The organism is Salmonella sp. 32031103-2018-00083-FB-01-SM-01 (genome assembly GCF_017571995.1).
Lineage (GTDB): Bacteria > Pseudomonadota > Gammaproteobacteria > Enterobacterales > Enterobacteriaceae > Salmonella > Salmonella enterica.
The window spans coordinates 95652-118786 of the sequence record NZ_JAGEQL010000001.1; the positions used below are offsets into that span (position 1 = coordinate 95652).

Genomic DNA, 23135 nt, shown 5'->3' on the forward strand with positions numbered 1-23135 from the left:
GATAAGAGGGGCAATCATCAGCGTATGGTGGTGAGCGTTTCTGCACAAAATAGAATCGTAAAGGCACAGTTTCTTCATCGGGCGCTTTTTATAGTGTTATTTCTTTATATGAAGAAGGAAATACAATGAAAACAGTCTTCTCTTTGACCGCAGCCGCAATGATGGCATTGAGTGGCAGCGTATCTGCCGCATCGGCGTTTAGCCTCAGTAGCGCGGATATTCCGGCGGATTTTCGTTTAACGCAACAGCACGTCTTTAAAGGATTTGGTTGTAGCGGAGAAAATATTTCGCCGCAGCTGAGCTGGCGCAATCCGCCTGCCGGAACCAAAAGCTACGCTATTACCGTCTTCGATCCTGATGCGCCCACCGGAAGCGGCTGGTGGCACTGGACGATGGTGAATATTCCTGCGCAGATTCACGACCTGCCGACGGGGGCTGATAAAAAAACGTTACCCACTGGAGTGGTGCAGGGACGTAATGATTTCGGTTATGCTGGCTTTGGCGGCGCCTGTCCGCCGCCGGGCGATAAGCCTCATCGCTATCAGTTTACTGTGTGGGCGCTGAATACGGCAACACTGCCGCTCGACAGTGAGTCGAGTGGCGCGTTGGTAGGGTTTATGCTTAACGCGCATGTGATTGCGAAAGCACAATTCACGGCCACATACGGAAGATAAAACAGAGGACGGCACGGTGCAGGAGATGCATATTCGACATCAGGATCTTACGACGGCAGAGGTGCGTTCCAGTCATCTGCACCGTTTGCATCGTGTTACGCTTTTTTCCGCCGCTATTTGCCATATTACGCAGGGCAGTAAAGTCATCATTCAGGATGATAGCCGCCTTGTCGCCGGGCCGGGCGAGTTGATTATTATCCCGGCGAACACGCCGCTGGAGATTATTAATCAGCCTGCGCAGAGTGGTTTTCGCTCCGACCTGTTGTTACTTTCACCGGAGATTATTGCTCGCTTTAAAACGATGTACGTTCAGGATTATCCACCGGCAAACCTGACATCGCTGTGTACCCCGATGAGCCGTAGCCTGACATTTATGTGGGAGAACGTGTTGGATGCTGTGCGCCAGGGTTTACCCGTTGGGCTACAGGAACATCAGGCGATGGGGTTACTGTTAGCGCTTTTACATGATGGCGCGGCGGGACCGCTGCTTATTGAACGGCGTTACACCCTCACGGAGCAGGTGCGGCAACTGATTATGCTCTCACCTGCTAAGCTATGGACAGCCCAGGAGATAGCCCGCCGCCTTGCTATGGGAACATCGACGCTGCGTCGACGTTTGCAGCGCGAATCGCAGAGTTATCGACAAATTGTTGAAGAGGTGCGCATGTCCTGCGCGCTTTCTCAACTGCAATCGACGACGCTGCCGATCGGCGAAATAGCGCTACGGTGCGGCTACCTGTCGGGGTCGAGATTTACGGCCAGATTCCGCCAACATTATGGGTGTCTGCCCAGTCAGGTACGTTAAGTATGTCCTGTATGAGCCTCCACCACTGATTATGAAAGGAGAACCATCATGTCGAACGTCTGCATTATCGCCTGGGTTTATGGTCGCGTTCAGGGCGTCGGGTTTCGCTATACCACGCAGCATGAGGCGCAGCGGTTGGGGTTAACCGGCTATGCGAAGAATATGGATGACGGAAGCGTAGAAGTAGTGGCCTGTGGCGACGCGGCGCAGGTGGAAAAACTCATCAAGTGGCTGAAAGAGGGCGGGCCGCGCTCTGCTCGTGTGGACAAAATCCTCACTGAACCGCACAGCCCTCGCGAGACGTTAACAGGCTTCAGTATTCGGTATTAAATACACTTTACCGGCTTGGGCAGACCGGCGATTTTGGTCGCTTGCTTTGCCGGGCCTTTCGGGAACAGACGATACAGATAGCGGCTGTTGCCTTTTTCTTCGCCGAACTTATTCGCCATCGCCTTTACCAGCATTCGGATGGCGGGAGAGGTATTAAACTCCAGGTAAAATTCGCGCACGAAGCGCACGACTTCCCAGTGTTCCGCAGAGAGCTCAATGCCTTCATTGGCGGCGATAGCGACTGCCAGCGCTTCACTCCACTGCGTCGTCTCTTTCAGATAGCCTTCGCTATCAGTACTGATTTCTTTACCTTCAAAGATCAACATAACGTTTCACTGCGTAATCAACACGGACGGCAGTGTAGCAAAAAATAAAGCCCTGCATAAGCAGGGCTGGAAGAGGGGAATGTCGATTAGTCGCGGCTGGCGAAGCCCAGGATGCTGAGCAGGCTGACAAAGATGTTGTACAGCGAAACGTACAGACTGACGGTCGCACGAATATAGTTGGTTTCACCGCCGTGAATGATGTTACTGGTTTCATACAGGATAGCGCCCGAGGAAATCAGGATAAACACCGCGCTAATCGCCAGGTGCAATGCAGGCAGTTGCAGGAAAATATTCGCCACCATACCAATCAGCACGACGACGATCCCGGCCATTAACATACCGCCCAGGAAAGACATATCCTTACGGGTGGTCAGAACGTAAGCGGAGCAGCAGAAAAATACTAACGCGGTACCACCCAGCGCCAGGCCAATGACATCGCCCATGCCTGCTGACAGATAGGCGTTAAGAATCGGGCCCAGGATATAGCCGAGGAAGCCGGTAAACGCAAAAGCAGACAGGATACCGACCGGCTTATTGGCGGTTTTATAGGTCAGGAACATCAGCCCATACATACCGACCAGCGTCAGAATCAGGCCGGGGGAGGGCAGCATCAGTACCGTACTGGCTGTCGCGGTAATTGCGGAGAAAGCCAGCGTCAGGCTCAACAGAAAATAGGTGTTGCGCAGTACTTTGTGCGTACTCAGTAGCGAGCTACGATCACGCGATGATGTAATGATACGATCCATTAGTCACTCTCTTATGACAGATGTAATTAATAAAGGAGAATAATAAAAACAGTCACTGTCACCCAGTGGTTTTACCCATCTTTACGCATTCGTTTACGTTTAGTTTCCTTAAGAGATTTCAGGTGATTACCGTCGTTAAAACGGTCTGCTCATGCCTGGCGCTACGCCATAAAACAGGCGGCAGCGCCAACTACGCGCTACCGATAAAAAATTGATAATCACAGAGGTAAAACAGTGGGGACGATCAACACGTATTAAGCCAGTTTTTGTGTTGAAGAAATGGTCAATGTGCCGCTATTTCAGGCAATTAACGAAATTTTGCCTGTTTTTCACGCAAACGAACACATTCGGTCTTTACATGACGCACCGGGATGTTTATAGTGCGCCTCATTCCGGAAGTGTGGCCGAGCGGTTGAAGGCACCGGTCTTGAAAACCGGCGACCCGAAAGGGTTCCAGAGTTCGAATCTCTGCGCTTCCGCCAGATTAAACAAGGGGTTACCGAAAGGTAACCCCTTGTTTTTTGGGCGCTTAGAATATAGTTAGAAAATACTACTAGAACATTTCCCGAAAAAACGGACTACGTGGGTTTTTAGTTTCTTTTCGTTTCCTGATGTGTCTATTTATTGAAGATGTAGACCATTCCAGGAGGTGAAGGATGCCCCATCTCTTTCAGAATAATGTTGGTATATTCGACAACAGGGCCTCCTGGATGATTTTCTTCTTTATCCTGAAGATGGCTCAGTGCATGTACAACTTCATGAATAAATGAACGTTTTGTGTCAAAAAGTTGTCTTCCTTCGTTACTTTCATAATGTTCGGTATATGAATCATCAGAATCGTCCAGATTGAGACAAATAACTTTCCTGCCTTCTGAAAGTTTGAAGTGTTCCTGAGCCACGGTAGTTTCAAAGGCTTCGCCTGCCCCCAGTAGCCAGCGCTGCTCCACATCATGTAGTTCTTTTTCATATGCGTAATTCATCAGTCTGCGGAATGTTTCGCTTTGGGTATACGCATTTTGAAGTACGGAGGATAGTTCATCGTAGCATTCGTCATAAGTGTCGTCATCAATTTCTGTATCAGGGTCTATTCCACCCGCGCCTAAGATAAGGTACTCCACAGCCTGGATATTTTTAATCAAAGAGCTTATTCTGCTACGCTCTCATATCAACAATGTAAAAATACGCTGAAAATGTTATTTATAATGAAACTTAGGGGCGGGGTTTATTTAATAAAACAAGGGGGCTTCTGTTTGAATACTTCTTGTTTATAAAATCCCTTTATCTCGACTAAAATATTGGATGGGGGAAAAGCGTTTTATCATTGTAATCCGGGAGTGGAGTAGGGGTATGTTGACTACCTGTCAGATCGGCTCCTGTTAATGCTTTCGCTAAAGTTAGAGCTATCTTATCTAATTTTGCACCATTTAGTTTGGTGTCAGTTAAGTCTGAGCCGAATAGAATTGCAGCGGTTAAGTTTACACCGGACATGTTAGCGCAAGTCAGGTCTGCGTGAGTCAGGTTTGCTTTAGTCATGTTTGAACCCATTAGATTTACAGCGTGTAGATTTGCACAACACAAATTTGCACCGACTAAATTTACATTAGAAAGAGTTGTTTCACGGAAATCTGCATTAGAAGCATCTATTTTTGACAAATCTTCCCCCTGGAAATCTTTATGAGCCAGGTTTACTCCGCGCAGGTTCAGAAAACCATCCTCGGTTATAAGTGAATCAGGCTGTTGTATATTATGTTTACTCATCAGCTTTAACATTCGACATACATTCCAAAATCTCTCACTATCAACGTTATCCGTTACAGTTTTTCCATTTTTGTTCACTTCAATAATGACCATGGGATCCGTATTTTCGGATGCTGCTCCACATGACAGACATATAGTACACCCGTTGACATCCTCCAGAAATATTTTATTACCATCGAAGAAAGCATCTTTATTTACATATAATAATGATGTGGTCAGTTTTCCAATTACCTCCTGAAAGCATCTTTCATTGCTTCTTCTTACTCCACCACAGGTAAAAAAATTGACAAACCATTCCAGTATACCGCGTGGTGAAGTTGCACTTTTCATTGCTTCTTTCGTACCGGTACCGGCCGCATGCAAATATCTTAATATATTTTCTGGGGACGCGTTAGTTATTGGCATTTTGATTCCTTCTTATGGAAGTGAGTCGATTCCTTATAGGTGTGAGTCAAGTCACATTTATACAAGGAATAATAAAAAAAGATATAAGGTGATTTTTGTATTTAGAGCTTTGGTTGGGTATGAGTAGGTGTCTGGCATCTGACAAGAGGCGATGATATCTGCCATAACGGTGAAGCAGAAGTAATATCACCCGTGAATAATAAGATTATCCTTACTATTGACTTCCTTCATTTCCAGCATAGCTTACGCTTCATCATCAATGAATAAACAATTAAGTTTGTTGAGCGAAAATTTACCTAAAGAAAAAATAATAAGCCTTAATATTTTTTTGCAGTATTTCAACTTATAGCAGAATAAATGTGCGTAGATGGCGTAAAAACCTGACGAGCAGAAATACTTACACACTAAAAATGCTCCCGCAAACAGAGCAAAATGAGAAAGAGGAACGTTTGCCCCTTACATTTCCACCAAAGATTATGGTTTTGTCTCTTGTAAAGGGCATACGTATCGCGTTTTATCTCATTAAGAAAGTATGTTGACGTATTAAATTAAGCATAATGCTCTTTCAATTGCTTCACGTTTGAAATGAATAATTCAAAACCAGTGAGCGCCTCTTCTTCGGTACTGGTTTGCGGCAAGCGATAAAGCGCCACTAAAGCAGTATTGTCTGCGTCAGCGCCGATAGTAACGGCGCTGGTGTAGTTCAGACGTAAAAAATGCTGCAAAGTCAGGATGTCGTCAGGCAATGGCATAAAGGGACAGCACATTTCCAGTGTATGATCGGATTCATTAAAATAAACCTGTATCCCATCATCAATGATGAGAAGTGGCTCATCTTCTGGCGCATCCAGGCCTAACGCGTCATATAAACGATTTAATAGACTTTCCATATAGTTACCTCAAGACTCAAGATGTGATTAATGAAGAAATGCCTTTTACTGACTGCCAAATATTTTCATCCCCAACTCGTTTTTGATAGGAAAGATTGAGCACCTCTGGCGATAAATTTTTCATTACTTTGTTTCCCGCCCCGCCCGTATTTTGTTTCTGAATCTCCAGGTTGCCGCTATTCAGTAATACTTTTTGGAAAATTTTCTGTCCACCGCTATCCGGAAGACTACCAGGCGCACTTAACATATGGGTCTGATGTAAAGAAATGTGCTCTCGCTTGATTTCTGAATCCATCATCCCTGTACGATCTTTGCCGCTTTTACAATTCCAGGCGGGCACCGCGTCAATTTCATGGGCTAACATGGCAAGGCGTTGTGCGAGTTTATAGGGTTCACCGCCATCTTTATGATGTAGGTTATTTTTCCAGATATCCTTAATCTGGCGCGCTAATGTATTGACGACCTCATAATTATCCGGGTATTGCGCCAGCCATTCGCCAACCCAGCCACCAGGTCTGGCTTCAGGGCGTAAATCATTGCCTAATAACTGATGTAGCGCTTCGGCATTATATCTATCCGATGCCTTAAGGCCAAAGCCGAGCTTGAGCGCCAGCTCATTAACACCCACATTAAATGCGGCGACGTCCGGTTTTATTTTTACCGTCTGTAGATCGCCATCTTTATTGCGGATTTTTAAATGAATCATTTTTCCCGGCTGGGTCAACGATTGCCATGCGCGCATTTGATCCTCGACCATCGTTCCCTCTTTGCCGAAAATATTCGACGCGGTGAGTAACCCGACGGATACCAGTTTCAGGCTTACCGCTTCGCCCTCTAAGGCTCTGTTAAGCAACTCAGGTTTACTAAAAAGTGCCGCAGTTAATACTTCTTTGGCTTTGTTTTCAGCGCCGACCTGACGCAGAAGCGGATCTTTTTCATGATAGGGGGAAAGCACGCCATGACGTATCCCGCAAAAGAGCGTTTTATCTTTACCGTCCTCATGCACACTCACCGTGGACATCCACAAATTGTTGGCGTGATGAATATTCCTGGTATCCCAACTGCATACGCCCTTTCCCTGATAAGCACTGGGAAAGATATCTTTTGCGCCAATTTTCATCTCTGCGGCAGGGAGCTGCGTGTTGGTATAGTGATGCCCGTTATGCGTGAGTGTATTTTTTATGGTTTGCCAGGGCTGGTTATTAAGCTGCTTGACCTGAGCATCTCTAAACGCTACTGCCGCAAAGCGATGAGCTTCTTTTGCAGGTAGGCCATTTTGCTGCTGAGTGCGTGCTGCAATAAGTTCGATAAGATTTTTCTTCAATGCTTTTGCCGCGGCTTCTTCTTGTTTTGTTGCTGGCCGGTCCGCTTTAACTTTGGCTAACTCCATTTGGTTTGCCATTGACGTTAGAACCGGGTCTTGTTTACCCAGAACGGTTGCCGCGACGGTAAGAAGATCGCGCTGTAAGTTATAGAGGTTATGCAGCGAGTGGTTAGACGTCTTCTGATGCTGTAGATAATTCCCCCATGTCGCGCCGGGTTCTCGCAGGACAATAATTTCCGGGCGAACGTCGGGCGCTTTAGCCGGCGCTTTGCCCTGGCCTGAGAGAATCTGCATTCCGTTGTATAAGGTTTTTTGTAGGCTTTTAAAAGCCTCCTGGGTTTTTAGTGAAGCTGAGTGATAGAAGCTCTGTATTTGCATAGCGTTTTTAGTATTCCTGAATAGGGGAGTGGGAACATTCAACAGGGTTAACAACCCTTTAAAAGAATGTGACTTTTATGCGCCAGGAACTTTAAAAAAATGTCCTTTTTAATGAGGAAACGCTTCTGATCAGGCGGGGAGGTGTCCTGACGTGCATACGTAGTGGCGATCATGGGGGGGAACGGCGCATCAAATGTTCATAAAATCTACAAACTTCACAATTTAGGGCACAACTTTTATTGAAAACCCACCTTCTTGACTCAGATCAAATTCACCGATTTACTCCTGCGTAAAGTAACGGCGTTACATCAAATGTTATACAGGTGTGTGTATGCCAGCAAAGCCCCGGACAAGTAAGACCGTGACGAAGAATATTCGTTTTTCCTATTCCATGCTTGAACAGATAGAATTCGCGTTGAAATCTGAAAAGACGCGGAATTTTTCAGCGTGGGTAAAAGAGGCCTGTCGGGAAAAGTTATGTAACACGGGACATAAGTTGTAGTTATCGTTTTATGCGAGAGGAGGCGGCCATTTTGAAAAGAACAACGTGCTTATATACCTCCTGGGTTTTTGCCGCTTTTGTCTCTCTGCTGATATTTGCCTGGAGTGTCATAAACTATCCTCTCTATGAATCCATAATAATTATTGTCTTTTATATCTGGCTAATTCTGGTGCCGCTTTATCTTATTGTGTATGAGTGGCTAATAGATTGTCATTAAATTTATGGTTGCGTACTTGAAAAGTGATATTTCATATCTGTGCGGTAAGTCATTGTCGTAATAATATTATTGGTCAGGCGACGGGCGAGCGTCTGCGCATTTTGCATCGTTTTATCTTCAAAATTTTGCAGTAAGCGTTGCGCTTCTTTCGGATGCGACGCATATAATCTCAGATAGCTCTGTTCCATCTTATACTGCTGCTTAGCTGTTTGCTGTTCAAATGTTTTCCAGGCGTGTTGCACATCTGGCGCAAACGCATTGTAGTCCTGCATAACCAGCGTTTGCAGCGTGCGGAATGTCCAGTAGGTAGAGTCGTTGCTCGCCCGATCGGTTCCTTTATCATCTCCGGGTTGATAATGACGCATCCCCTGATAATAGGGGAGATAGACGCTAAGAGATGGCATTCCATAGGCGATGTATTCTACGTTGCCGATAGCCTGCGGTAATTTCGGTCTGACCTGTAAAATATGTGACTCCTGGGTACGAAAAACGGATATAGGTCGCCATGGTTCTTGTGGATTATGACTGGCATAAGGGTCGTGCGACGTTCCCTGATAGTGATTGCGTAACGCGTTTTTTACTGCCGCCACGCTAATTTTCGTTATTGGCGTTAAAAAAACAGGAAATGTTTCTCCTTCGCTAACGGCCGTATCCAGATGCGGATTAAACTGGTGTTGTAGCGTCCAGACGCGCGGATAATTATAGGTGGTATCGTTTTTGTTATCCTGCGAATAGGCTTGATGAAAGTCGAATTCGCCACGGGCCGGATCATATAATCCCTGCTTTTTCGCAAAGCTTACTAACGTTGGTGACGCCATATAATTCGCGTTATCATTCGGATCGTAATGGCGTAAACGTCCCTGATTGGCGGAAACGAAATAGCTATCTGCCGGAAGTCGTACTGCCAGCCATTGATGACCGCTTCCCGTCTCCAGATACCATATCTCTTTGCTATCAATAAACGCGACGCCGAAACCTTCGCCTGCGCCTTTTTGTTCAATAATGTCTCCCAGTAATTTGGCGCCCTGACGCGCCGATTGCGCCACTGGCAGGATCACGGACTCAATGGCGTCTTCCGTGATTCCCGTTTTTGTCACGTAAGGATCGGCAGCCAGCGCCGCTCTGCCGTTATAAATGGTTTCCGTTGCGCTCATTCCGACGCCCGCCGAATTGAAACCGGCTTCACCCATGGCGTTATCGTTAGTATCAAAGTCATGAATCGCCGTATAGCGCATCGCTGTCTCCGGAAGCGGCCAGCTAAAATTGTTCCGATGTGCTTTATACTCGCCTTGTTGATGAAACGCGACGGGATGAATAACCTTATGCTTGGCGTTATTTGCCGAGCCATCCTCGTTGCGCGCGATAATAAAGGAGCCGTCAGCCGAAGCCTGATTGCCTACCAAAAGGGTAGTACAGGCGATGACTTTACCCATACCCAGCAGCGTAACGGCGAATGCAAGATACTTTTTCATAAAGGTTCCCACTGAATAACGCGTTATGGGATGAATTGACCCTGGATTGGAAACCGAGAAAGTGATCGAGCCAGCAATATTCTTTGCCGGCATCCTTTATTTTCTCTTTATTGAGGTTGTATTGATAACCACAGCCCTGTGGCAGGGAAGGGGAACAGAACCTGTACTGACCTTAGCTATCACCGCTATCAGGCAGACGAACCGAAAAGATATTATGTTCATCGGCATAGCGGTAAGATGCCGAACCACCGTGTAATAGAGCAATCGCGTTAACTAACGATAACCCCAGGCCGAAACCGGCAGTGTGGCGGGCATTATCTCCTCGCCAAAAACGCCGGAAAAGCTTATCCGCATCGGCGGGGTGGCTGCCCGGATTAGCGACCCGAATTTCTGCAACGTTATCATCATAAGCGCTTTCAATACGTATCACGGCGTTTTCATCAGAATAACGGATGGCATTCGTCAGCAGGTTTGAGAGCACTCTTTGTAATAATATTTCGTCAGCCCATACCGTTCCCTGACATTGATTTATAAAACAGATGCGCTTCTCCTCGGCAAGGGGGCTAAGATAATCCAGCATATTTTCGACCAGCGCATTGAGCGAAACAGGCTGTTTTTTTACCGCTATATTCTGGTGCTCCGCGCGTGCCAGAAAGAGAATATTTTCTGTTAGTCGCGACAGTCCCTCCAGCTCTTCAATATTATCGACAAGGGCTTGTTGATACTCTTCGGCGCTGCGTTCCTGACTCAGCATCACCTGATTCTTCCCCAGTAAAATATTAATCGGCGTGCGCAGCTCATGCGCCAGATCGTCAGCAAATTGGTTCAGGCGTTCAAAATCGTCGGAAAGCTTCTGGCGCATGGTATTTAGCGCTTGTCCAAGCGGCCTGAGCTCGACGGGTAACGCCTGTTCCGCCAGCGGCTGGCGAAGTGTGCCGCTATCTGTCGCCGCGGTGAGTCGGCTGAGCGACGTAATGGCCCGCAGCCCGTTTCTGATGACTAATGGACTGAGCGCCGAACAGACGAGGATCGCGATAAGGCTAATCAGCAAACTGTTGCGGCGATATTGCGTCAGCATTTGCCGCCTTTCCGTCGCCAGCCTGGCAATAGTAAGGGTCAGCGGGTCATCGCCGCTTCTGGCGTTTACTCGTACCGCGGTCAGCTCCGTGCCTTGTACCGCCTGGCGAAATAAGGTTTCGCGGGTGATGTTTTTAGCCAGCGGAATCTCGTTAAAGCGTTGGTCGGGGATGCCGCTATGATTAATCGCAACATTGTGGCCTGTTGCTGAATGGATCAATAAGATATCCTGCTTCGTATCCACCATCCGATTGAAATAGAGCGGCAGATTTTCCGGCCTGGCGCCATCCAGTAACAGTTGCTGCATTTGCGCCGCCCGATTTATTAGCGTCATATCATCCCGATACGTTAATTCTTTGCTCAGCGCGTTATAGAGCGTCCAGCTAATGCCGGTACAGGCGAGGATAAGTATGGCGATAAAAGAAATTGTCAGGCGCAGCGTCATTGATAACTTAACCATTCTGCGACGCTTCCGCCTGTAATCGATAACCCATCCCCCGGACGGTCATAATGAGCTTATTTTCAAATGGATCGTCTACTTTGGCGCGCAGCCGACGAATCGCGACATCAACGGTGTTGGTTTCACTATCAAAGTTAATTCCCCAAACTTCGCTGGCGATCGCGGTTCGGGGCACGATTTCTCCTGCCCGGGACGCCAGTAACCAGAGGAGCAGGAATTCTTTGCGGGTCAGGGAAATCGGTTTGCCATTTCGTAACACCGATTGCTTTGTGGCATCCATGTCCAGACCATTGATCGTCAGTCGGGTAAAGACCGGGACATGCTGTCTGAGTTGAGCTCTCACCCGGGCCAGCAGTTCGGCGAAGGAAAAAGGCTTAACAAGGTAATCATTAGCGCCCGCCTCAAGACCTTTGACGCGATCCTCAACCGAGTCACGCGCCGTCAGGCAAATAACAGGGGACTGATGCGCAGTGCGTAACGCGCGTAAAACCTGCCATCCATCAAGCCCCGGCAGCATAATATCAAGAATAATCAAAGAATAATGTTCCTGAAGGGCCAGGTGTAATCCGTCTCGTCCATCACAGGCATAATCAACCACATAGCCTGCTTCCGTGAGTCCCTGACGTACCCACTCAATGGTTTTCTGGTTATCTTCAATCAATAAAATCTTCATCGACGCAGTATGCCATAGGCTTGGTAGCGAATCCGTAAATCTCCAACAAGATGACATAATTGTCATGTCCGTGTAAGGTTAATCCTGGACGCGCCAGATATATTTTCCTGCATCAATACCGTAAAGGAGTGAAGCATGAAACGATATATACTGGCTACCGCGATAGCATCTCTTGTTGCAGCCCCGGCAATGGCGCTGGCCGCTGGCAACAATATTCTCAGCGTACATATTCTCGATCAGCAAACAGGCAAACCGGCGCCCGGCGTGGAGGTGGTACTGGAGCAGAAAAAGGATAACGGATGGACGCAATTAAATACCGGGCATACCGACCAGGATGGACGTATTAAAGCACTGTGGCCTGAAAAAGCTGCCGCGCCGGGGGATTATCGCGTTATTTTTAAAATCGGCCAGTATTTTGAAAGTAAAAAACTGGATACGTTTTTCCCGGAGATTCCCGTCGAGTTTCATATCAGCAAAACGAATGAGCACTATCATGTGCCGCTGTTATTAAGTCAGTATGGTTATTCAACCTATCGCGGGAGCTAATTTAGAGCCTATCCCATTAGGGCTATTTTACTTGCCATTTTGGACCTGGGCAGTGCTCGCCAAAACGCGCTAGCGTTTTGAACGCCGCTAGCGGCGACTCGAAGGGCGAGCGTAGCGAGTCAAACCTCACGTACTACGTGTACGCTCCGGTTTTTGCGCGCTGTCCGTGTCCAAACTGGCTGCGCCAATAACGCCTGGTGGGATAGGCTCTTAGATTGTATTAATCGCCGCGATTTATGGCGATCAAACATCGCGGCGGGAATAAAAATCTTCAGCGTATCGACTCTTCTCCCACAAGCGGTGGTTATCCCGCTTGTGGGCATGAGTGACGGTTAAACAGGCGCTTCCATCTCAAGTCTGACCGGATGAAAACGGCGTTTGAAATAAATCAGGCCATGCCCATCCTGGCTAAGGATAATATTTTTGATCGCCACCAGATACACCAGATGCGTGCCAATGGTTTGTACCTCGCTGATCTCGCCTTCAAGACCGGCCAGCGCGCCGTTAAGTACCGGCTGGCCCAACGGTCCGTTTTGCCAACATGGCTGGTGAAAACGCTCCTCCATCGCCATCCCCGTCATACCGGCAAAGTGGCGCGCCATCAGCTCCTGCTCATGGTTAAGTACATTAATGCACAGCCTGCCGTTGCCCTGAAAGACGGGGTTCATGGCGCTATTGGCATTAATACATACCATCACGGAGGGCGGCGTATCGGTGACGGAACAGACCGCTGTTGCGGTGATACCGCAGCGTCCGGCGTGACCCGCCGTGGTTACGATATTGACCGCTGCCGCCAGACTTGCCATCGCATCGCGAAAACGCAGACGTTGTTCATCTACTTGCATGAGAACCTCCTGCCGCGTTATTTCAGCAGCTTATCCAGTTGATTGATGTCGTCGTTATTGTGCAAATGCGAAACCGTCCAGCCATTCTGATCGTATTCGGAGAGGCAGCGATCGACCATTGCCATCATCTTATCCATATTGCCGGAGCTCTGGGCCTGACGCAGGCACTGCAGACGAATTTCATCCTGGCTGCCCGAGTAGTTAATCTCGTACAGCTCATGGCGACCGCCAAACTCGCTGCCGATGGCATCCCACATCAATTTAAGAATTTTGATACGTTCAACATGGTCCATTCCGTTAGAGCCACGTACGTATTTCGCCAGGTACTGGTCGATTTGCGGATTATTCAGATCGCGGGCGCTGGAAGGCAGGTAAATCAGGCCGCTGGTAACGTTACGTTCAATAATATTTTTAATTTTCGCGTAGGCCATTGGGGCCATCACACGATAGGTTTGCAGTGCGGCGTGGTCCGGTAGCCAGGCGCCGTTTACCCACGGGGTTGCTTCAGAACACATAGAATCGCTCAATGCCCAGAACATATTGCGCCAGGCCACGACTTCGCCGAGATCGGCCTGCACGCCACGGAACTCTACGGTACCCGTACATTCGAGCGATTTTTTCAGCAGCGCGGTAATGAAATCAAGTTTAACCGCCAGACGAACACAGGCTTGCAGTGGATACATACGGGCAAAGCCGCCTTCCATCGTCCAGCGACGGCAACGATCGAAATCACGGTAAATCAACACGTTTTCCCACGGGATCAGCACCTTGTCCATCACCAGAATGGCATCGTTTTCATCAAAGCGGCTGGAGAGGGGATAATCAAACGGCGAGCCCGTCGCGCCCGCGACCATTTCATACGAGGCGCGCGAAATAAGTTTTACGCCTTCGGCATCCATTGGCGCGACAAACATCAGAGCAAAATCCGGGTTTTCGCCCATCACCTGGGCTGAGCCGAAACCAATCATGTTGTAGTGAGTCAGGGCGGAGTTAGTGGCGACAACTTTCGCCCCGCTGACAATAATCCCGGCGTCCGTCTCTTTCTCCAGCTTGATATAGACGTCTTTCACTTCGTCGGCAGGTTTGTGGCGGTCAATGGGCGGGTTGACGATAGCATGGTTAAAGTACAGGCCGGTCTCCTGAATACGGGTGTACCAGTTACGGGCGTTCTGCTCAAACTGGCCGTAGAAAGCTGGGTTAGCGCCCAGAGCGCAGCCAAAGGCGGCTTTGTAATCCGGTGTGCGTCCCATCCAGCCGTAACTCAGGCGTGACCACTCGGCGATAGCATCACGCTGTTGGCGCAGATCGTCTGCGCTTTTCGCCACGCGGAAAAATTTATGCGTATAACCGCCGCTGCCGGTATCGGTATTCCAGCACAGGGTATCTTGCATCGACGGTTTATGTAATGCGTCATACAGTTGTGCGACAGAGGCTGCGGCATTGCGGAATGCCGGATGTGTCGTAACATCTTTAACGCGTTCACCGTAAATATAAATTTCCCGCCCGTCCTGCAGGCTTTTTAAATACTCTTCGCCCGTTAACGGACGCTTGTTATCAGTACGAAAATCTTCAGGTTTCATTGCGGCCTCTTCCTCGTTAATCGGAATGTTTTGTTAATAATATGTTTCTTATTTGTTGTTTAATTGAATAGGCAGAAGCGTAAACTGTGAAGAGACTTTCAGGACAACGGCGGGTACTTTTCAGATGAACGTCGAAGAAGAAGAGTAAAATGCGATCGCCGTCAACGTTGTAAGCGGGAGGGGATTCCCGTGTCGGCGGCGAGGGAAGGTAAGAATACTATGCTTCCGCTTCGCTATCAGGATGCTGGCGTCCCAGGGCAATAAGATCGTCCAGCAGCAGCATCAATTGCTGTGTTTTTTCGGGCGTGAAATCGGCCTCAATTTTTCGATAAGCCTCTTCTACCTGGCTCCGGGCACGGGCGTACAACGTTTGTCCCTGCTCCGTCAACATGACATATAACTTACGCTGATCGTTAACCGGCTTGAGTCGCAACACCAGTCCGTCTCGCTCCATGCGCGTCAATATTCCGGTCAGACTTGGACGCAAAATACAGGTACGAAATGCCAGCTCGTGAAAATCCATAGAGGGGCTATCGGCCAGAATTCGCACAATGCGCCATTGCTGGTCGGTCAGATTGTGGCTTTTAACGATGGGGCGGAAATAGGTCATTGCCGCTTCGCGCGCCTGAAGCAATGCGATGGTTAATGAATCATGCATAAGCGTTTCTCTTTTGCAGAATTATTAATACCTGAATAATCGTGTTTACCGATGTGAGCTATGACATCTGTTTTATGTCCAAAGTTTAACAGAAACAAGGGGTTTTATTTAACTATTTGATATATTTGTATTTAATTATTATTTTGTGAAAATATTGTTAATCACATCACAAATACTTTACTTCAGCTTGCTAAATGTACAGCGAAAGCATAAATCTAATCATTAATATATTAATGAAATCACAGCCCGTTAAATCGGCCTGAGGAGTTTATGTATGAAGGGTACTGTTTTCGCCGTTGCGTTAAACCATCGCAGCCAGCTTGATGCCTGGCAAGAGGCTTTCTCTCAGCCTCCCTATAATGCGCCGCCTAAAACCGCAGTGTGGTTCATCAAGCCGCGTAATACGGTGATTCGTCACGGCGAACCCATTCCTTATCCGCAGGGAGAAAAGGTACTGAGCGGCGCGACAGTGGCGCTCATTGTGGGGAAAACCGCCAGCCGGATACGCCCTGAAGCGGCGGCGGACTATATCGCCGGGTATGCGCTGGCTAACGAGGTCAGCCTGCCGGAAGAAAGCTTTTATCGCCCGGCGATTAAAGCGAAATGTCGCGATGGCTTTTGCCCTCTGGGTGAAATGGCGCCGCTGAGTGATGTGGATAACCTCACCATTATCACTGAAATCAACGGACGAGAAGCGGACCACTGGAATACTGCCGATTTACAGCGTAGCGCCGCACAGCTGCTTAGCGCGTTAAGTGAGTTCGCTACGCTTAACCCTGGCGATGCGATCTTACTCGGTACGCCGCAGAATCGCGTTGCGCTGCGTCCCGGCGATCGGGTGCGTATTCTGGCGAAAGGTTTACCCGCTCTGGAAAATCCGGTTGTCGCAGAAGATGAATTCGCCCGCCACCAGACGTTTACGTGGCCGTTGTCAGCAACGGGAACGCTATTTGCGCTGGGGTTGAACTACGCCGATCATGCCAGCGAGCTGGCATTTACGCCGCCGAAAGAGCCGCTGGTATTTATCAAAGCGCCAAACACCTTTACCGAACATCATCAAACGTCGGTGCGCCCGAACAACGTCGAATATATGCACTATGAAGCCGAACTGGTCGTGGTAATTGGCAAAACGGCGCGTAAGGTGAGCGAAGCCGAAGCCATGGAGTATGTGGCCGGTTACACCGTCTGTAACGACTACGCGATCCGCGACTATCTGGAAAACTACTACCGTCCAAATCTGCGGGTAAAAAGCCGCGACGGCCTGACGCCGATAGGCCCGTGGATTGTGGATAAAGAGGCGGTTTCTGATCCGCATAACCTGACGTTACGCACCTTTGTCAACGGTGAGCTGCGGCAGGAAGGGACGACCGCCGATCTGATCTTCAGCATCCCGTTCCTGATTTCTTATCTGAGCGAATTTATGACGTTGCAACCGGGCGACATGATTGCCACCGGTACGCCGAAAGGGTTGTCCGATGTGGTGCCGGGGGATGAAGTTGTCGTGGAAGTAGAAGGCGTGGGTCGCCTGGTTAACCGAATCGTCAGTGAGGAGAGCGCAAAATGAAGAAAATAAATCATTGGATTAACGGCAAAAATGTTGCAGGTAACGACTACTTCCAAACCACTAACCCGGCGACTGGTGACGTGCTGGCGGAAGTGGCCTCCGGCGGTGAAGCAGAAGTGAACCAGGCTGTCGCGGCGGCCAAAGAGGCGTTCCCGAAATGGGCCAACCTGCCGATGAAAGAGCGTGCGCGCCTGATGCGCCGCCTTGGCGACCTGATTGACCAGCATGTGCCGGAAATCGCGGCGATGGAAACCGCCGACACCGGCCTGCCTATTCACCAGACTAAAAACGTGCTGATTCCGCGCGCCTCGCATAACTTCGAATTCTTCGCCGAAGTGTGCCAGCAGATGAACGGCAAGACCTATCCGGTTGACGATAAAATGCTCAATTATACGCTGGTGCAGCCCGTCGGCGTCTGCGCGCTGGTGTCGCCGTGGAACGTGCCGTTTATGACCGCGACCTGGAAAGTCGCGCCGTGCCTGGCGCTGGGTAACACCGCGGTGCTCAAAATGTCCGAGCTGTCGCCGTTGACTGCCGACAGGCTGGGCGAGCTGGCGCTGGAGGCAGGAATTCCGGCAGGCGTGCTGAACGTGGTGCAGGGCTACGGCGCGACGGCGGGCGATGCGCTGGTACGCCACCATGATGTGCGTGCGGTGTCGTTTACCGGCGGTACCGCCACCGGTCGCAATATCATGAAAAATGCCGGCCTGAAAAAATACTCGATGGAGCTGGGCGGCAAATCGCCGGTGCTGATTTTTGAAGATGCCGACATTGAACGCGCGCTGGACGCCGCGCTGTTCACCATCTTCTCGATCAACGGCGAACGCTGCACCGCCGGGTCGCGCATCTTTATCCAGCAGAGCATTTACCCTGAGTTCGTGAAGCGCTTTGCCGAACGCGCGAATCGCCTGCGTGTCGGCGATCCGACCGACCCGAACACCCAGGTCGGCGCGCTGATTAGCCAACAGCACTGGGAAAAAGTCTCTGGCTATATTCGCCTCGGCATTGAAGAGGGCGCAACGCTGCTGGCGGGCGGTGCGGAAAAACCCACTGACCTGCCTGCGCATCTGAAAGGCGGTAACTTCCTGCGCCCAACCGTGCTGGCCGATGTCGACAACCGTATGCGCGTCGCGCAGGAAGAGATCTTTGGGCCAGTCGCCTGTCTGCTGCCATTCAAAGACGAGGCGGAAGGGTTACGCCTGGCGAACGACGTGGAATACGGTCTGGCCTCTTACATCTGGACCCAGGACGTGAGCAAAGTGTTGCGCCTGGCGCGTGGGATTGAAGCCGGCATGGTCTTCGTCAACACCCAGAACGTCCGCGACCTGCGCCAGCCGTTCGGCGGCGTGAAAGCCTCCGGTACCGGGCGCGAAGGCGGCGAATATAGCTTCGAAGTGTTTGCGGAAATGAAAAACGTCTGCATCTCAATGGGCGACCATCCTATCCCAAAATGGGGAGTTTGATATGGGCAAGTTAGCGTTAGCAGCAAAAATTACCCACGTGCCGTCGATGTATCTTTCTGAACTGCCGGGAAAAAATCACGGTTGTCGTCAGGCAGCCATTGATGGGCATATTGAAATAGGCAAGCGTTGCCGCGAAATGGGCGTTGACACCATTATCGTATTCGACACCCACTGGCTGGTGAATAGCGCTTACCACATTAATTGTGCCGACCATTTCCAGGGCGTCTATACCAGCAACGAATTGCCGCACTTTATTCGCGACATGACCTATGACTATGACGGTAATCCGGAGCTCGGCCACCTGATCGCCGACGAGGCAGTCAAACTGGGCGTGCGCGCTAAAGCGCATAACATCCCGAGCCTGAAGCTGGAGTATGGCACGCTGGTGCCGATGCGCTACATGAACAGCGACAAGCACTTCAAAGTGGTCTCCATCTCGGCGTTCTGCACTGTGCATGATTTTGCCGACAGCCGCAGACTGGGTGAAGCCATTCTCAAGGCGATTGAGAAATATGACGGTACCGTAGCGGTATTCGCCAGTGGTTCTCTGTCACACCGTTTTATTGACGACCAACGGGCGGAAGAGGGGATGAACAGCTACACCCGCGAGTTCGATCATCAGATGGACGAGCGCGTGGTCAAGCTGTGGCGCGAAGGCAAATTCAAGGAGTTTTGCACCATGTTGCCGGAGTACGCCGACTACTGCTACGGCGAAGGCAACATGCACGACACGGTCATGCTGCTGGGAATGCTGGGTTGGGACAAATACGACGGCAAGGTGGAGTTCATCACCGATCTGTTCGCCAGCTCCGGTACTGGCCAGGTGAACGCTGTTTTCCCGCTGCCTGCGTAAGGGGTGTTTATGCCGCACTTTATTGCTGAATGTACTGAAAATATTCGCGAGCAGGCTGATTTACCCGGCCTGTTCAGCAAGGTAAACGAGGCGCTGGCCGCCAGCGGGATTTTCCCCATCGGCGGTATCCGCAGTCGCGCCCACTGGCTGGATACCTGGCAGATGGCTGACGGTAAGCATGATTACGCGTTTGTGCATATGACGCTGAAAATCGGCGCCGGGCGCAGCCTGGAGAGCCGCCAGGAAGTTGGCGAAATGCTGTTTGGGCTGATTAAAGCCCACTTCGCCGACCTGATGGAGAACCGCTATCTGGCGCTGTCGTTTGAGATTGCCGAGTTACATCCAACGCTCAATTACAAACAAAACAACGTACACGCGTTATTTAAATAGCACACTCTTTCGCCCGGTGGCGCTGCGCTGACCGGGCCTACAAAAAAAACGATGCGCGAAGCAATACCGAACCGTAGGCCGGGTAAGACGCACCCGCGTCGCCACCCGGCGCAGCAGCACCGCATGACGTAACAGGAAGCAACTATGCTCGATAAACAGACCCATACCCTGATCGCCCAGCGACTTAATCAGGCTGAAAAACAGCGTGAACAGATTCGCGCAGTGTCGCTGGATTATCCCAACATCACTATTGAAGATGCCTATGCCGTACAGCGTGAATGGGTCAATATCAAGATCGCCGAAGGGCGCACGCTCAAAGGCCACAAAATCGGCCTGACCTCAAAAGCGATGCAGGCCAGCTCGCAAATCAGCGAACCGGATTACGGCGCGCTGCTTGACGATATGTTCTTCCATGACGGCGGCGATATCCCCACCGACCGTTTTATCGTCCCGCGTATTGAAGTGGAGCTGGCGTTCGTGCTGGCGAAACCGCTGCGCGGCCCTCACTGCACGCTGTTCGACGTCTACAACGCCACGGATTATGTGATTCCGGCGCTGGAACTGATTGACGCCCGCAGCCACAACATCGACCCGGAAACCCAGCGTCCGCGCAAAGTGTTCGACACCATTTCCGACAACGCCGCCAACGCCGGGGTGATCCTCGGTGGTCGTCCCATCAAACCAGACGAGCTGGATCTGCGCTGGATCTCCGCGCTGCTCTATCGCAACGGCGTGATCGAAGAAACCGGCGTCGCCGCAGGCGTGCTGAATCATCCGGCCAACGGCGTAGCGTGGCTGGCGAACAAGCTTGCCCCCTACGATGTCCAGCTTGAAGCCGGGCAGATCATCCTCGGCGGCTCGTTCACCCGCCCGGTGCCGGCGCGCAAGGGCGACACCTTCCATGTCGATTACGGCAACATGGGCGCGATCAGTTGCCGGTTTGTGTAAGGAAAAAACGATGAAAAATGCTTTCAAAGACGCGTTAAAAGCGGGGCGCCCGCAAATCGGTTTGTGGCTGGGGCTTGCCAACAGTTACAGCGCTGAACTGTTAGCGGGCGCCGGCTTCGACTGGCTACTGATTGACGGCGAACACGCGCCAAACAACGTGCAGACGGTGTTGACCCAGTTGCAGGCGATTGCGCCTTATCCCAGCCAGCCGGTGGTGCGTCCGTCATGGAACGATCCAGTACAGATTAAGCAACTGCTCGACGTCGGCGCGCAAACGCTGCTGATACCGATGGTGCAGAATGCCGATGAAGCGCGAAACGCCGTGGCGGCTACGCGTTATCCGCCTGCCGGTATTCGCGGCGTGGGCAGCGCGCTGGCGCGGGCATCGCGCTGGAATCGCATTCCGGACTATCTCCACCAGGCCAACGACGCCATGTGCGTACTGGTGCAGATTGAAACGCGTGAGGCGATGAGCAATCTGGCGTCAATTCTCGACGTGGATGGCATTGACGGCGTGTTTATTGGCCCGGCGGATCTTAGCGCCGATATGGGCTTTGCCGGCAATCCGCAGCACCCGGAAGTGCAGGCGGCGATTGAGAACGCCATCGTGCAGATACGCGCGGCGGGGAAAGCGCCGGGGATTCTGATGGCCAATGAAGCACTGGCGAAACGTTATCTGGAACTGGGGGCGCTATTTGTCGCCGTCGGCGTTGACACCACGCTGCTGGCGCGCGGCGCGGAGGCGCTGGCGGCGCGCTTTGGCGCAGAAAAAAAGCTGTCCGGTGCGTCCGGCGTCTATTAAGCCTGGCCCGGTAAGCGCAGCGCTACCGGGCAACCGTAGTACCCTACAAAAATTCCCATCAGAGGAAAAAAAATGAGCGACACATCATCTGCACTTCCGGAAAGCCCTGAGTCTGTCAGTTCGCACAACGCGCTCAGCACGGGTCAACAAACCGTCATAAATAAATTGTTCCGCCGACTGATCGTATTTTTATTCGTGTTGTTTATCTTCTCGTTTTTAGACCGTATCAACATCGGTTTTGCCGGGTTGACGATGGGGCAGGATCTGGGGTTAAGCGCCACCATGTTTGGCCTTGCCACGACGCTGTTTTACGCCACCTACGTCATTTTCGGCATTCCCAGCAACGTGATGTTGAGCATCGTCGGCGCCCGCCGCTGGATTGCGACCATTATGGTGCTATGGGGCATTGCATCTACCGCCACGATGTTCGCGGTGGGACCGAAAAGCCTGTATGTGCTGCGAATGCTGGTGGGCATTACTGAAGCGGGCTTTTTGCCAGGAATATTGCTCTATTTAACTTACTGGTTTCCGGCGTTTTTCCGCGCTCGCGCCAACGCATTATTTATGATTGCCATGCCGGCCACCACCGCATTGGGGTCGATTGTCTCCGGCTATATTTTATCGCTGGACGGCATATTCAATCTGCATGGATGGCAGTGGTTATTCCTGTTGGAAGGATTTCCGTCAGTTTTGTTAGGCATTATGGTGTGGTTTTACCTGGATGATACCCCGGCAAAAGCCAAATGGCTGACGGCAGAGGATAAAAAATGTTTGCAGGAGATGATGGATAATGACCGCCTGACGCTGGTTCAGCCGGAGGGGGCCATCAGCCATAACGCCATGCAGCAGCGTAGTCTGTGGCGCGAAGTATTCACGCCAATTGTACTGATGTATACGCTGGCCTATTTTTGCCTTACCAATACGCTTAGCGCCATTAGTATCTGGACGCCGCAAATCCTGAAAAGTTTTAATGAAGGCAGCAGCAATATCACCATCGGCCTGCTGGCGGCGATCCCGCAGATTTGTACTATTCTGGGCATGATTTACTGGAGCCGCCATTCGGACAAACATCAGGAGCGTAAACATCACACGGCGTTGCCGTTCCTGTTTGCCGCCGCGGGCTGGCTGCTGGCGTCGGCGACCGACCATAACCTGATCCAGCTCCTGGGGATCGTGATGGCATCCACGGGTTCCTTTAGCGCGATGGCGATCTTCTGGACCACGCCGGATCAGTCGATCAGTTTACGCGCCAGGGCGATAGGCATTGCGGTCATCAATGCCACCGGCAATATTGGCTCCGCGCTTAGCCCGTTTATGATTGGCTGGCTAAAAGATATCACCGGTAGCTTCAATAGCGGACTCTGGTTTGTCGCTTCTCTGTTAGTCGTCGGCGCTGCCATTATCTGGCTCATTCCCATGAAAGCATCGCGTCCGCGCGCCACCCCTTGA

The 23135-nt window shown here is 50.6% G+C and carries 24 protein-coding genes, 1 tRNA gene and 2 pseudogenes; 14 read left to right on the plus strand and 13 right to left on the minus strand.

The annotated features are described in order from the left end of the window. Nucleotides 1-125: 125 nt before the first annotated feature. From J4614_RS00385 to yccX, 3 genes are read left to right on the plus strand one after another with little or no spacing between them, the layout of a single operon-like run. A complete protein-coding gene (locus J4614_RS00385) occupies nucleotides 126-674 on the plus strand; it encodes a YbhB/YbcL family Raf kinase inhibitor-like protein (protein WP_001529183.1) in 549 nt (182 codons plus the stop codon). A gap of 25 nt (nucleotides 675-699) precedes the next feature. Beyond that, the gene (locus J4614_RS00390; RefSeq protein WP_000548087.1) at nucleotides 700-1479 is read left to right on the plus strand and encodes an AraC family transcriptional regulator; all 780 of its coding nucleotides are present in this window, start codon (nucleotides 700-702) and stop codon (nucleotides 1477-1479) included. 48 nt (nucleotides 1480-1527) lie between these two features. After that, nucleotides 1528-1809 carry an acylphosphatase gene (gene yccX / locus J4614_RS00395; protein ID WP_000072884.1) on the plus strand — a complete coding sequence of 94 codons (282 nt, stop codon included), beginning with the start codon at nucleotides 1528-1530 and terminating at the stop codon, nucleotides 1807-1809. Here the strand turns inward: yccX and tusE are convergent. Beyond that, on the minus strand, nucleotides 1806-2135 hold the full coding sequence (tusE, locus tag J4614_RS00400) for a sulfurtransferase TusE (protein ID WP_000904446.1): 330 nt from the start codon (nucleotides 2133-2135) through the stop codon (nucleotides 1806-1808). The genes yccX and tusE overlap by 4 nt on opposite strands. A gap of 86 nt (nucleotides 2136-2221) precedes the next feature. Continuing rightward, complete coding sequence (gene yccA, locus J4614_RS00405; RefSeq protein ID WP_000374046.1) at nucleotides 2222-2881, minus strand: FtsH protease modulator YccA; 660 nt, start codon at nucleotides 2879-2881, stop codon at nucleotides 2222-2224. A 394-nt stretch (nucleotides 2882-3275) separates the two neighbouring features. Here yccA and J4614_RS00410 point away from each other — a divergent pair. Further along, nucleotides 3276-3363 (plus strand) — tRNA-Ser (locus tag J4614_RS00410). A gap of 135 nt (nucleotides 3364-3498) precedes the next feature. Here the strand turns inward: J4614_RS00410 and pipA are convergent. Together pipA and pipB are read right to left on the minus strand one after the other, a co-directional pair. Next, a pseudogene (pipA, locus tag J4614_RS00415) lies at nucleotides 3499-3999 on the minus strand (type III secretion system effector protease PipA); the annotation flags it as partial. Nucleotides 4000-4168: 169 nt separating this feature from the next. Then, a complete protein-coding gene (gene pipB, locus J4614_RS00420; RefSeq protein WP_001123030.1) occupies nucleotides 4169-5044 on the minus strand; it encodes an SPI-2 type III secretion system effector PipB in 876 nt (291 codons plus the stop codon). A 217-nt stretch (nucleotides 5045-5261) separates the two neighbouring features. Here pipB and J4614_RS21955 point away from each other — a divergent pair. Further along, nucleotides 5262-5583: pseudogene (locus tag J4614_RS21955) on the plus strand (hypothetical protein). 9 nt (nucleotides 5584-5592) lie between these two features. Here the strand turns inward: J4614_RS21955 and sigE are convergent. After that, entirely contained in the window at nucleotides 5593-5934 is a 342-nt protein-coding gene (sigE, locus tag J4614_RS00425) for a type III secretion system chaperone SigE (protein WP_000444724.1), read from the minus strand. Nucleotides 5935-5950: 16 nt separating this feature from the next. Continuing rightward, nucleotides 5951-7636 (minus strand): SPI-1 type III secretion system effector inositol phosphate phosphatase SopB, encoded by a 1686-nt coding sequence (gene sopB / locus J4614_RS00430; RefSeq protein ID WP_001166958.1) that lies wholly within the window; start codon nucleotides 7634-7636, stop codon nucleotides 5951-5953. Between the two features lie 331 nt (nucleotides 7637-7967). Here sopB and J4614_RS00435 point away from each other — a divergent pair, with 331 nt between their 5' ends. Next, nucleotides 7968-8138 (plus strand): YlcI/YnfO family protein, encoded by a 171-nt coding sequence (locus J4614_RS00435; RefSeq protein ID WP_001111006.1) that lies wholly within the window; start codon nucleotides 7968-7970, stop codon nucleotides 8136-8138. On the opposite strand, the gene J4614_RS00440 is transcribed toward J4614_RS00435, so the two are convergent. The 4 genes from J4614_RS00440 to hprR form a co-directional block, all read right to left on the minus strand. Continuing rightward, a complete protein-coding gene (locus J4614_RS00440; protein WP_000174815.1) occupies nucleotides 8139-8249 on the minus strand; it encodes a hypothetical protein in 111 nt (36 codons plus the stop codon). Between the two features lie 108 nt (nucleotides 8250-8357). After that, the gene (locus tag J4614_RS00445) at nucleotides 8358-9827 is read right to left on the minus strand and encodes a C69 family dipeptidase (RefSeq protein ID WP_000760232.1); all 1470 of its coding nucleotides are present in this window, start codon (nucleotides 9825-9827) and stop codon (nucleotides 8358-8360) included. 172 nt (nucleotides 9828-9999) lie between these two features. Continuing rightward, nucleotides 10000-11364, minus strand: coding sequence for a heavy metal sensor histidine kinase (locus J4614_RS00450; RefSeq protein ID WP_001529185.1), 1365 nt, complete (start codon nucleotides 11362-11364; stop codon nucleotides 10000-10002). Continuing rightward, complete coding sequence (gene hprR, locus J4614_RS00455) at nucleotides 11357-12037, minus strand: response regulator transcription factor HprR (RefSeq protein WP_001629039.1); 681 nt, start codon at nucleotides 12035-12037, stop codon at nucleotides 11357-11359. Before hprR ends, J4614_RS00450 begins: the two co-directional genes overlap by 8 nt. A 135-nt stretch (nucleotides 12038-12172) precedes the next feature. Between hprR and hiuH the strand changes: the two genes are divergently transcribed. Beyond that, nucleotides 12173-12583: a hydroxyisourate hydrolase gene (gene hiuH, locus J4614_RS00460; protein WP_208293021.1), complete on the plus strand. Its 411-nt coding sequence runs from the start codon at nucleotides 12173-12175 to the stop codon at nucleotides 12581-12583. Between the two features lie 332 nt (nucleotides 12584-12915). Here the strand turns inward: hiuH and J4614_RS00465 are convergent, their stop codons facing one another. The 3 genes from J4614_RS00465 to hpaR form a co-directional block, all read right to left on the minus strand. After that, nucleotides 12916-13428, minus strand: a complete 513-nt coding sequence (locus J4614_RS00465; RefSeq protein ID WP_001195556.1) for a 4-hydroxyphenylacetate 3-monooxygenase reductase subunit — start codon at nucleotides 13426-13428, stop codon at nucleotides 12916-12918. Between the two features lie 17 nt (nucleotides 13429-13445). Further along, nucleotides 13446-15008 (minus strand): 4-hydroxyphenylacetate 3-monooxygenase, oxygenase component, encoded by a 1563-nt coding sequence (gene hpaB / locus J4614_RS00470; RefSeq protein WP_000801496.1) that lies wholly within the window; start codon nucleotides 15006-15008, stop codon nucleotides 13446-13448. Between the two features lie 217 nt (nucleotides 15009-15225). Beyond that, entirely contained in the window at nucleotides 15226-15666 is a 441-nt protein-coding gene (gene hpaR, locus J4614_RS00475; protein ID WP_000543922.1) for a homoprotocatechuate degradation operon regulator HpaR, read from the minus strand. A 274-nt stretch (nucleotides 15667-15940) separates the two neighbouring features. On the opposite strand from hpaR, the gene hpaG reads away from it, so the two are divergent. The 7 genes from hpaG (at nucleotide 15941) to hpaX (ending at nucleotide 23135) form a co-directional block, all read left to right on the plus strand. After that, a complete protein-coding gene (hpaG, locus tag J4614_RS00480) occupies nucleotides 15941-17230 on the plus strand; it encodes a 4-hydroxyphenylacetate degradation bifunctional isomerase/decarboxylase (protein WP_000679210.1) in 1290 nt (429 codons plus the stop codon). Next, complete coding sequence (gene hpaE, locus J4614_RS00485) at nucleotides 17227-18693, plus strand: 5-carboxymethyl-2-hydroxymuconate semialdehyde dehydrogenase (protein WP_000723524.1); 1467 nt, start codon at nucleotides 17227-17229, stop codon at nucleotides 18691-18693. The genes hpaG and hpaE overlap by 4 nt, the downstream gene beginning before the upstream one ends. Before the next feature lies 1 nt (nucleotide 18694). After that, nucleotides 18695-19546 carry a 3,4-dihydroxyphenylacetate 2,3-dioxygenase gene (gene hpaD, locus J4614_RS00490; RefSeq protein WP_000516978.1) on the plus strand — a complete coding sequence of 284 codons (852 nt, stop codon included), beginning with the start codon at nucleotides 18695-18697 and terminating at the stop codon, nucleotides 19544-19546. A gap of 9 nt (nucleotides 19547-19555) precedes the next feature. Next, a complete protein-coding gene (locus J4614_RS00495) occupies nucleotides 19556-19936 on the plus strand; it encodes a 5-carboxymethyl-2-hydroxymuconate Delta-isomerase (protein ID WP_001119849.1) in 381 nt (126 codons plus the stop codon). 144 nt (nucleotides 19937-20080) lie between these two features. Continuing rightward, the gene (hpaH, locus tag J4614_RS00500) at nucleotides 20081-20884 is read left to right on the plus strand and encodes a 2-oxo-hept-4-ene-1,7-dioate hydratase (RefSeq protein WP_000884795.1); all 804 of its coding nucleotides are present in this window, start codon (nucleotides 20081-20083) and stop codon (nucleotides 20882-20884) included. A 10-nt stretch (nucleotides 20885-20894) separates the two neighbouring features. After that, nucleotides 20895-21686 (plus strand): 4-hydroxy-2-oxoheptanedioate aldolase, encoded by a 792-nt coding sequence (hpaI, locus tag J4614_RS00505; protein WP_000785061.1) that lies wholly within the window; start codon nucleotides 20895-20897, stop codon nucleotides 21684-21686. Between the two features lie 72 nt (nucleotides 21687-21758). Beyond that, the gene (gene hpaX / locus J4614_RS00510; protein WP_001285803.1) at nucleotides 21759-23135 is read left to right on the plus strand and encodes a 4-hydroxyphenylacetate permease; all 1377 of its coding nucleotides are present in this window, start codon (nucleotides 21759-21761) and stop codon (nucleotides 23133-23135) included.

What these genes read in the sequence shown, in the direction of transcription:
- pipB (WP_001123030.1), bottom strand. Translation starts at nt 5,044, where the DNA reads ATGCCAATAACTAACGCGTCCCCAGAAAATATATTAAGATATTTGCAT.
- sopB (WP_001166958.1), bottom strand. Translation starts at nt 7,636, where the DNA reads ATGCAAATACAGAGCTTCTATCACTCAGCTTCACTAAAAACCCAGGAG.
- hpaB (WP_000801496.1), bottom strand. Translation starts at nt 15,008, where the DNA reads ATGAAACCTGAAGATTTTCGTACTGATAACAAGCGTCCGTTAACGGGC.
- J4614_RS00450 (WP_001529185.1), bottom strand. Translation starts at nt 11,364, where the DNA reads ATGGTTAAGTTATCAATGACGCTGCGCCTGACAATTTCTTTTATCGCC.
- hpaD (WP_000516978.1), top strand. Translation starts at nt 18,695, where the DNA reads ATGGGCAAGTTAGCGTTAGCAGCAAAAATTACCCACGTGCCGTCGATG.
- hpaI (WP_000785061.1), top strand. Translation starts at nt 20,895, where the DNA reads ATGAAAAATGCTTTCAAAGACGCGTTAAAAGCGGGGCGCCCGCAAATC.
- hpaG (WP_000679210.1), top strand. Translation starts at nt 15,941, where the DNA reads ATGAAGGGTACTGTTTTCGCCGTTGCGTTAAACCATCGCAGCCAGCTT.
- J4614_RS00495 (WP_001119849.1), top strand. Translation starts at nt 19,556, where the DNA reads ATGCCGCACTTTATTGCTGAATGTACTGAAAATATTCGCGAGCAGGCT.
- yccA (WP_000374046.1), bottom strand. Translation starts at nt 2,881, where the DNA reads ATGGATCGTATCATTACATCATCGCGTGATCGTAGCTCGCTACTGAGT.
- hpaX (WP_001285803.1), top strand. Translation starts at nt 21,759, where the DNA reads ATGAGCGACACATCATCTGCACTTCCGGAAAGCCCTGAGTCTGTCAGT.
- tusE (WP_000904446.1), bottom strand. Translation starts at nt 2,135, where the DNA reads ATGTTGATCTTTGAAGGTAAAGAAATCAGTACTGATAGCGAAGGCTAT.
- hprR (WP_001629039.1), bottom strand. Translation starts at nt 12,037, where the DNA reads ATGAAGATTTTATTGATTGAAGATAACCAGAAAACCATTGAGTGGGTA.
- J4614_RS00445 (WP_000760232.1), bottom strand. Translation starts at nt 9,827, where the DNA reads ATGAAAAAGTATCTTGCATTCGCCGTTACGCTGCTGGGTATGGGTAAA.
- J4614_RS00435 (WP_001111006.1), top strand. Translation starts at nt 7,968, where the DNA reads ATGCCAGCAAAGCCCCGGACAAGTAAGACCGTGACGAAGAATATTCGT.
- J4614_RS00390 (WP_000548087.1), top strand. Translation starts at nt 700, where the DNA reads ATGCATATTCGACATCAGGATCTTACGACGGCAGAGGTGCGTTCCAGT.
- J4614_RS00465 (WP_001195556.1), bottom strand. Translation starts at nt 13,428, where the DNA reads ATGCAAGTAGATGAACAACGTCTGCGTTTTCGCGATGCGATGGCAAGT.
- hpaR (WP_000543922.1), bottom strand. Translation starts at nt 15,666, where the DNA reads ATGCATGATTCATTAACCATCGCATTGCTTCAGGCGCGCGAAGCGGCA.
- hpaH (WP_000884795.1), top strand. Translation starts at nt 20,081, where the DNA reads ATGCTCGATAAACAGACCCATACCCTGATCGCCCAGCGACTTAATCAG.
- hpaE (WP_000723524.1), top strand. Translation starts at nt 17,227, where the DNA reads ATGAAGAAAATAAATCATTGGATTAACGGCAAAAATGTTGCAGGTAAC.
- J4614_RS00440 (WP_000174815.1), bottom strand. Translation starts at nt 8,249, where the DNA reads ATGACACTCCAGGCAAATATCAGCAGAGAGACAAAAGCGGCAAAAACC.
- hiuH (WP_208293021.1), top strand. Translation starts at nt 12,173, where the DNA reads ATGAAACGATATATACTGGCTACCGCGATAGCATCTCTTGTTGCAGCC.
- J4614_RS00385 (WP_001529183.1), top strand. Translation starts at nt 126, where the DNA reads ATGAAAACAGTCTTCTCTTTGACCGCAGCCGCAATGATGGCATTGAGT.
- yccX (WP_000072884.1), top strand. Translation starts at nt 1,528, where the DNA reads ATGTCGAACGTCTGCATTATCGCCTGGGTTTATGGTCGCGTTCAGGGC.
- sigE (WP_000444724.1), bottom strand. Translation starts at nt 5,934, where the DNA reads ATGGAAAGTCTATTAAATCGTTTATATGACGCGTTAGGCCTGGATGCG.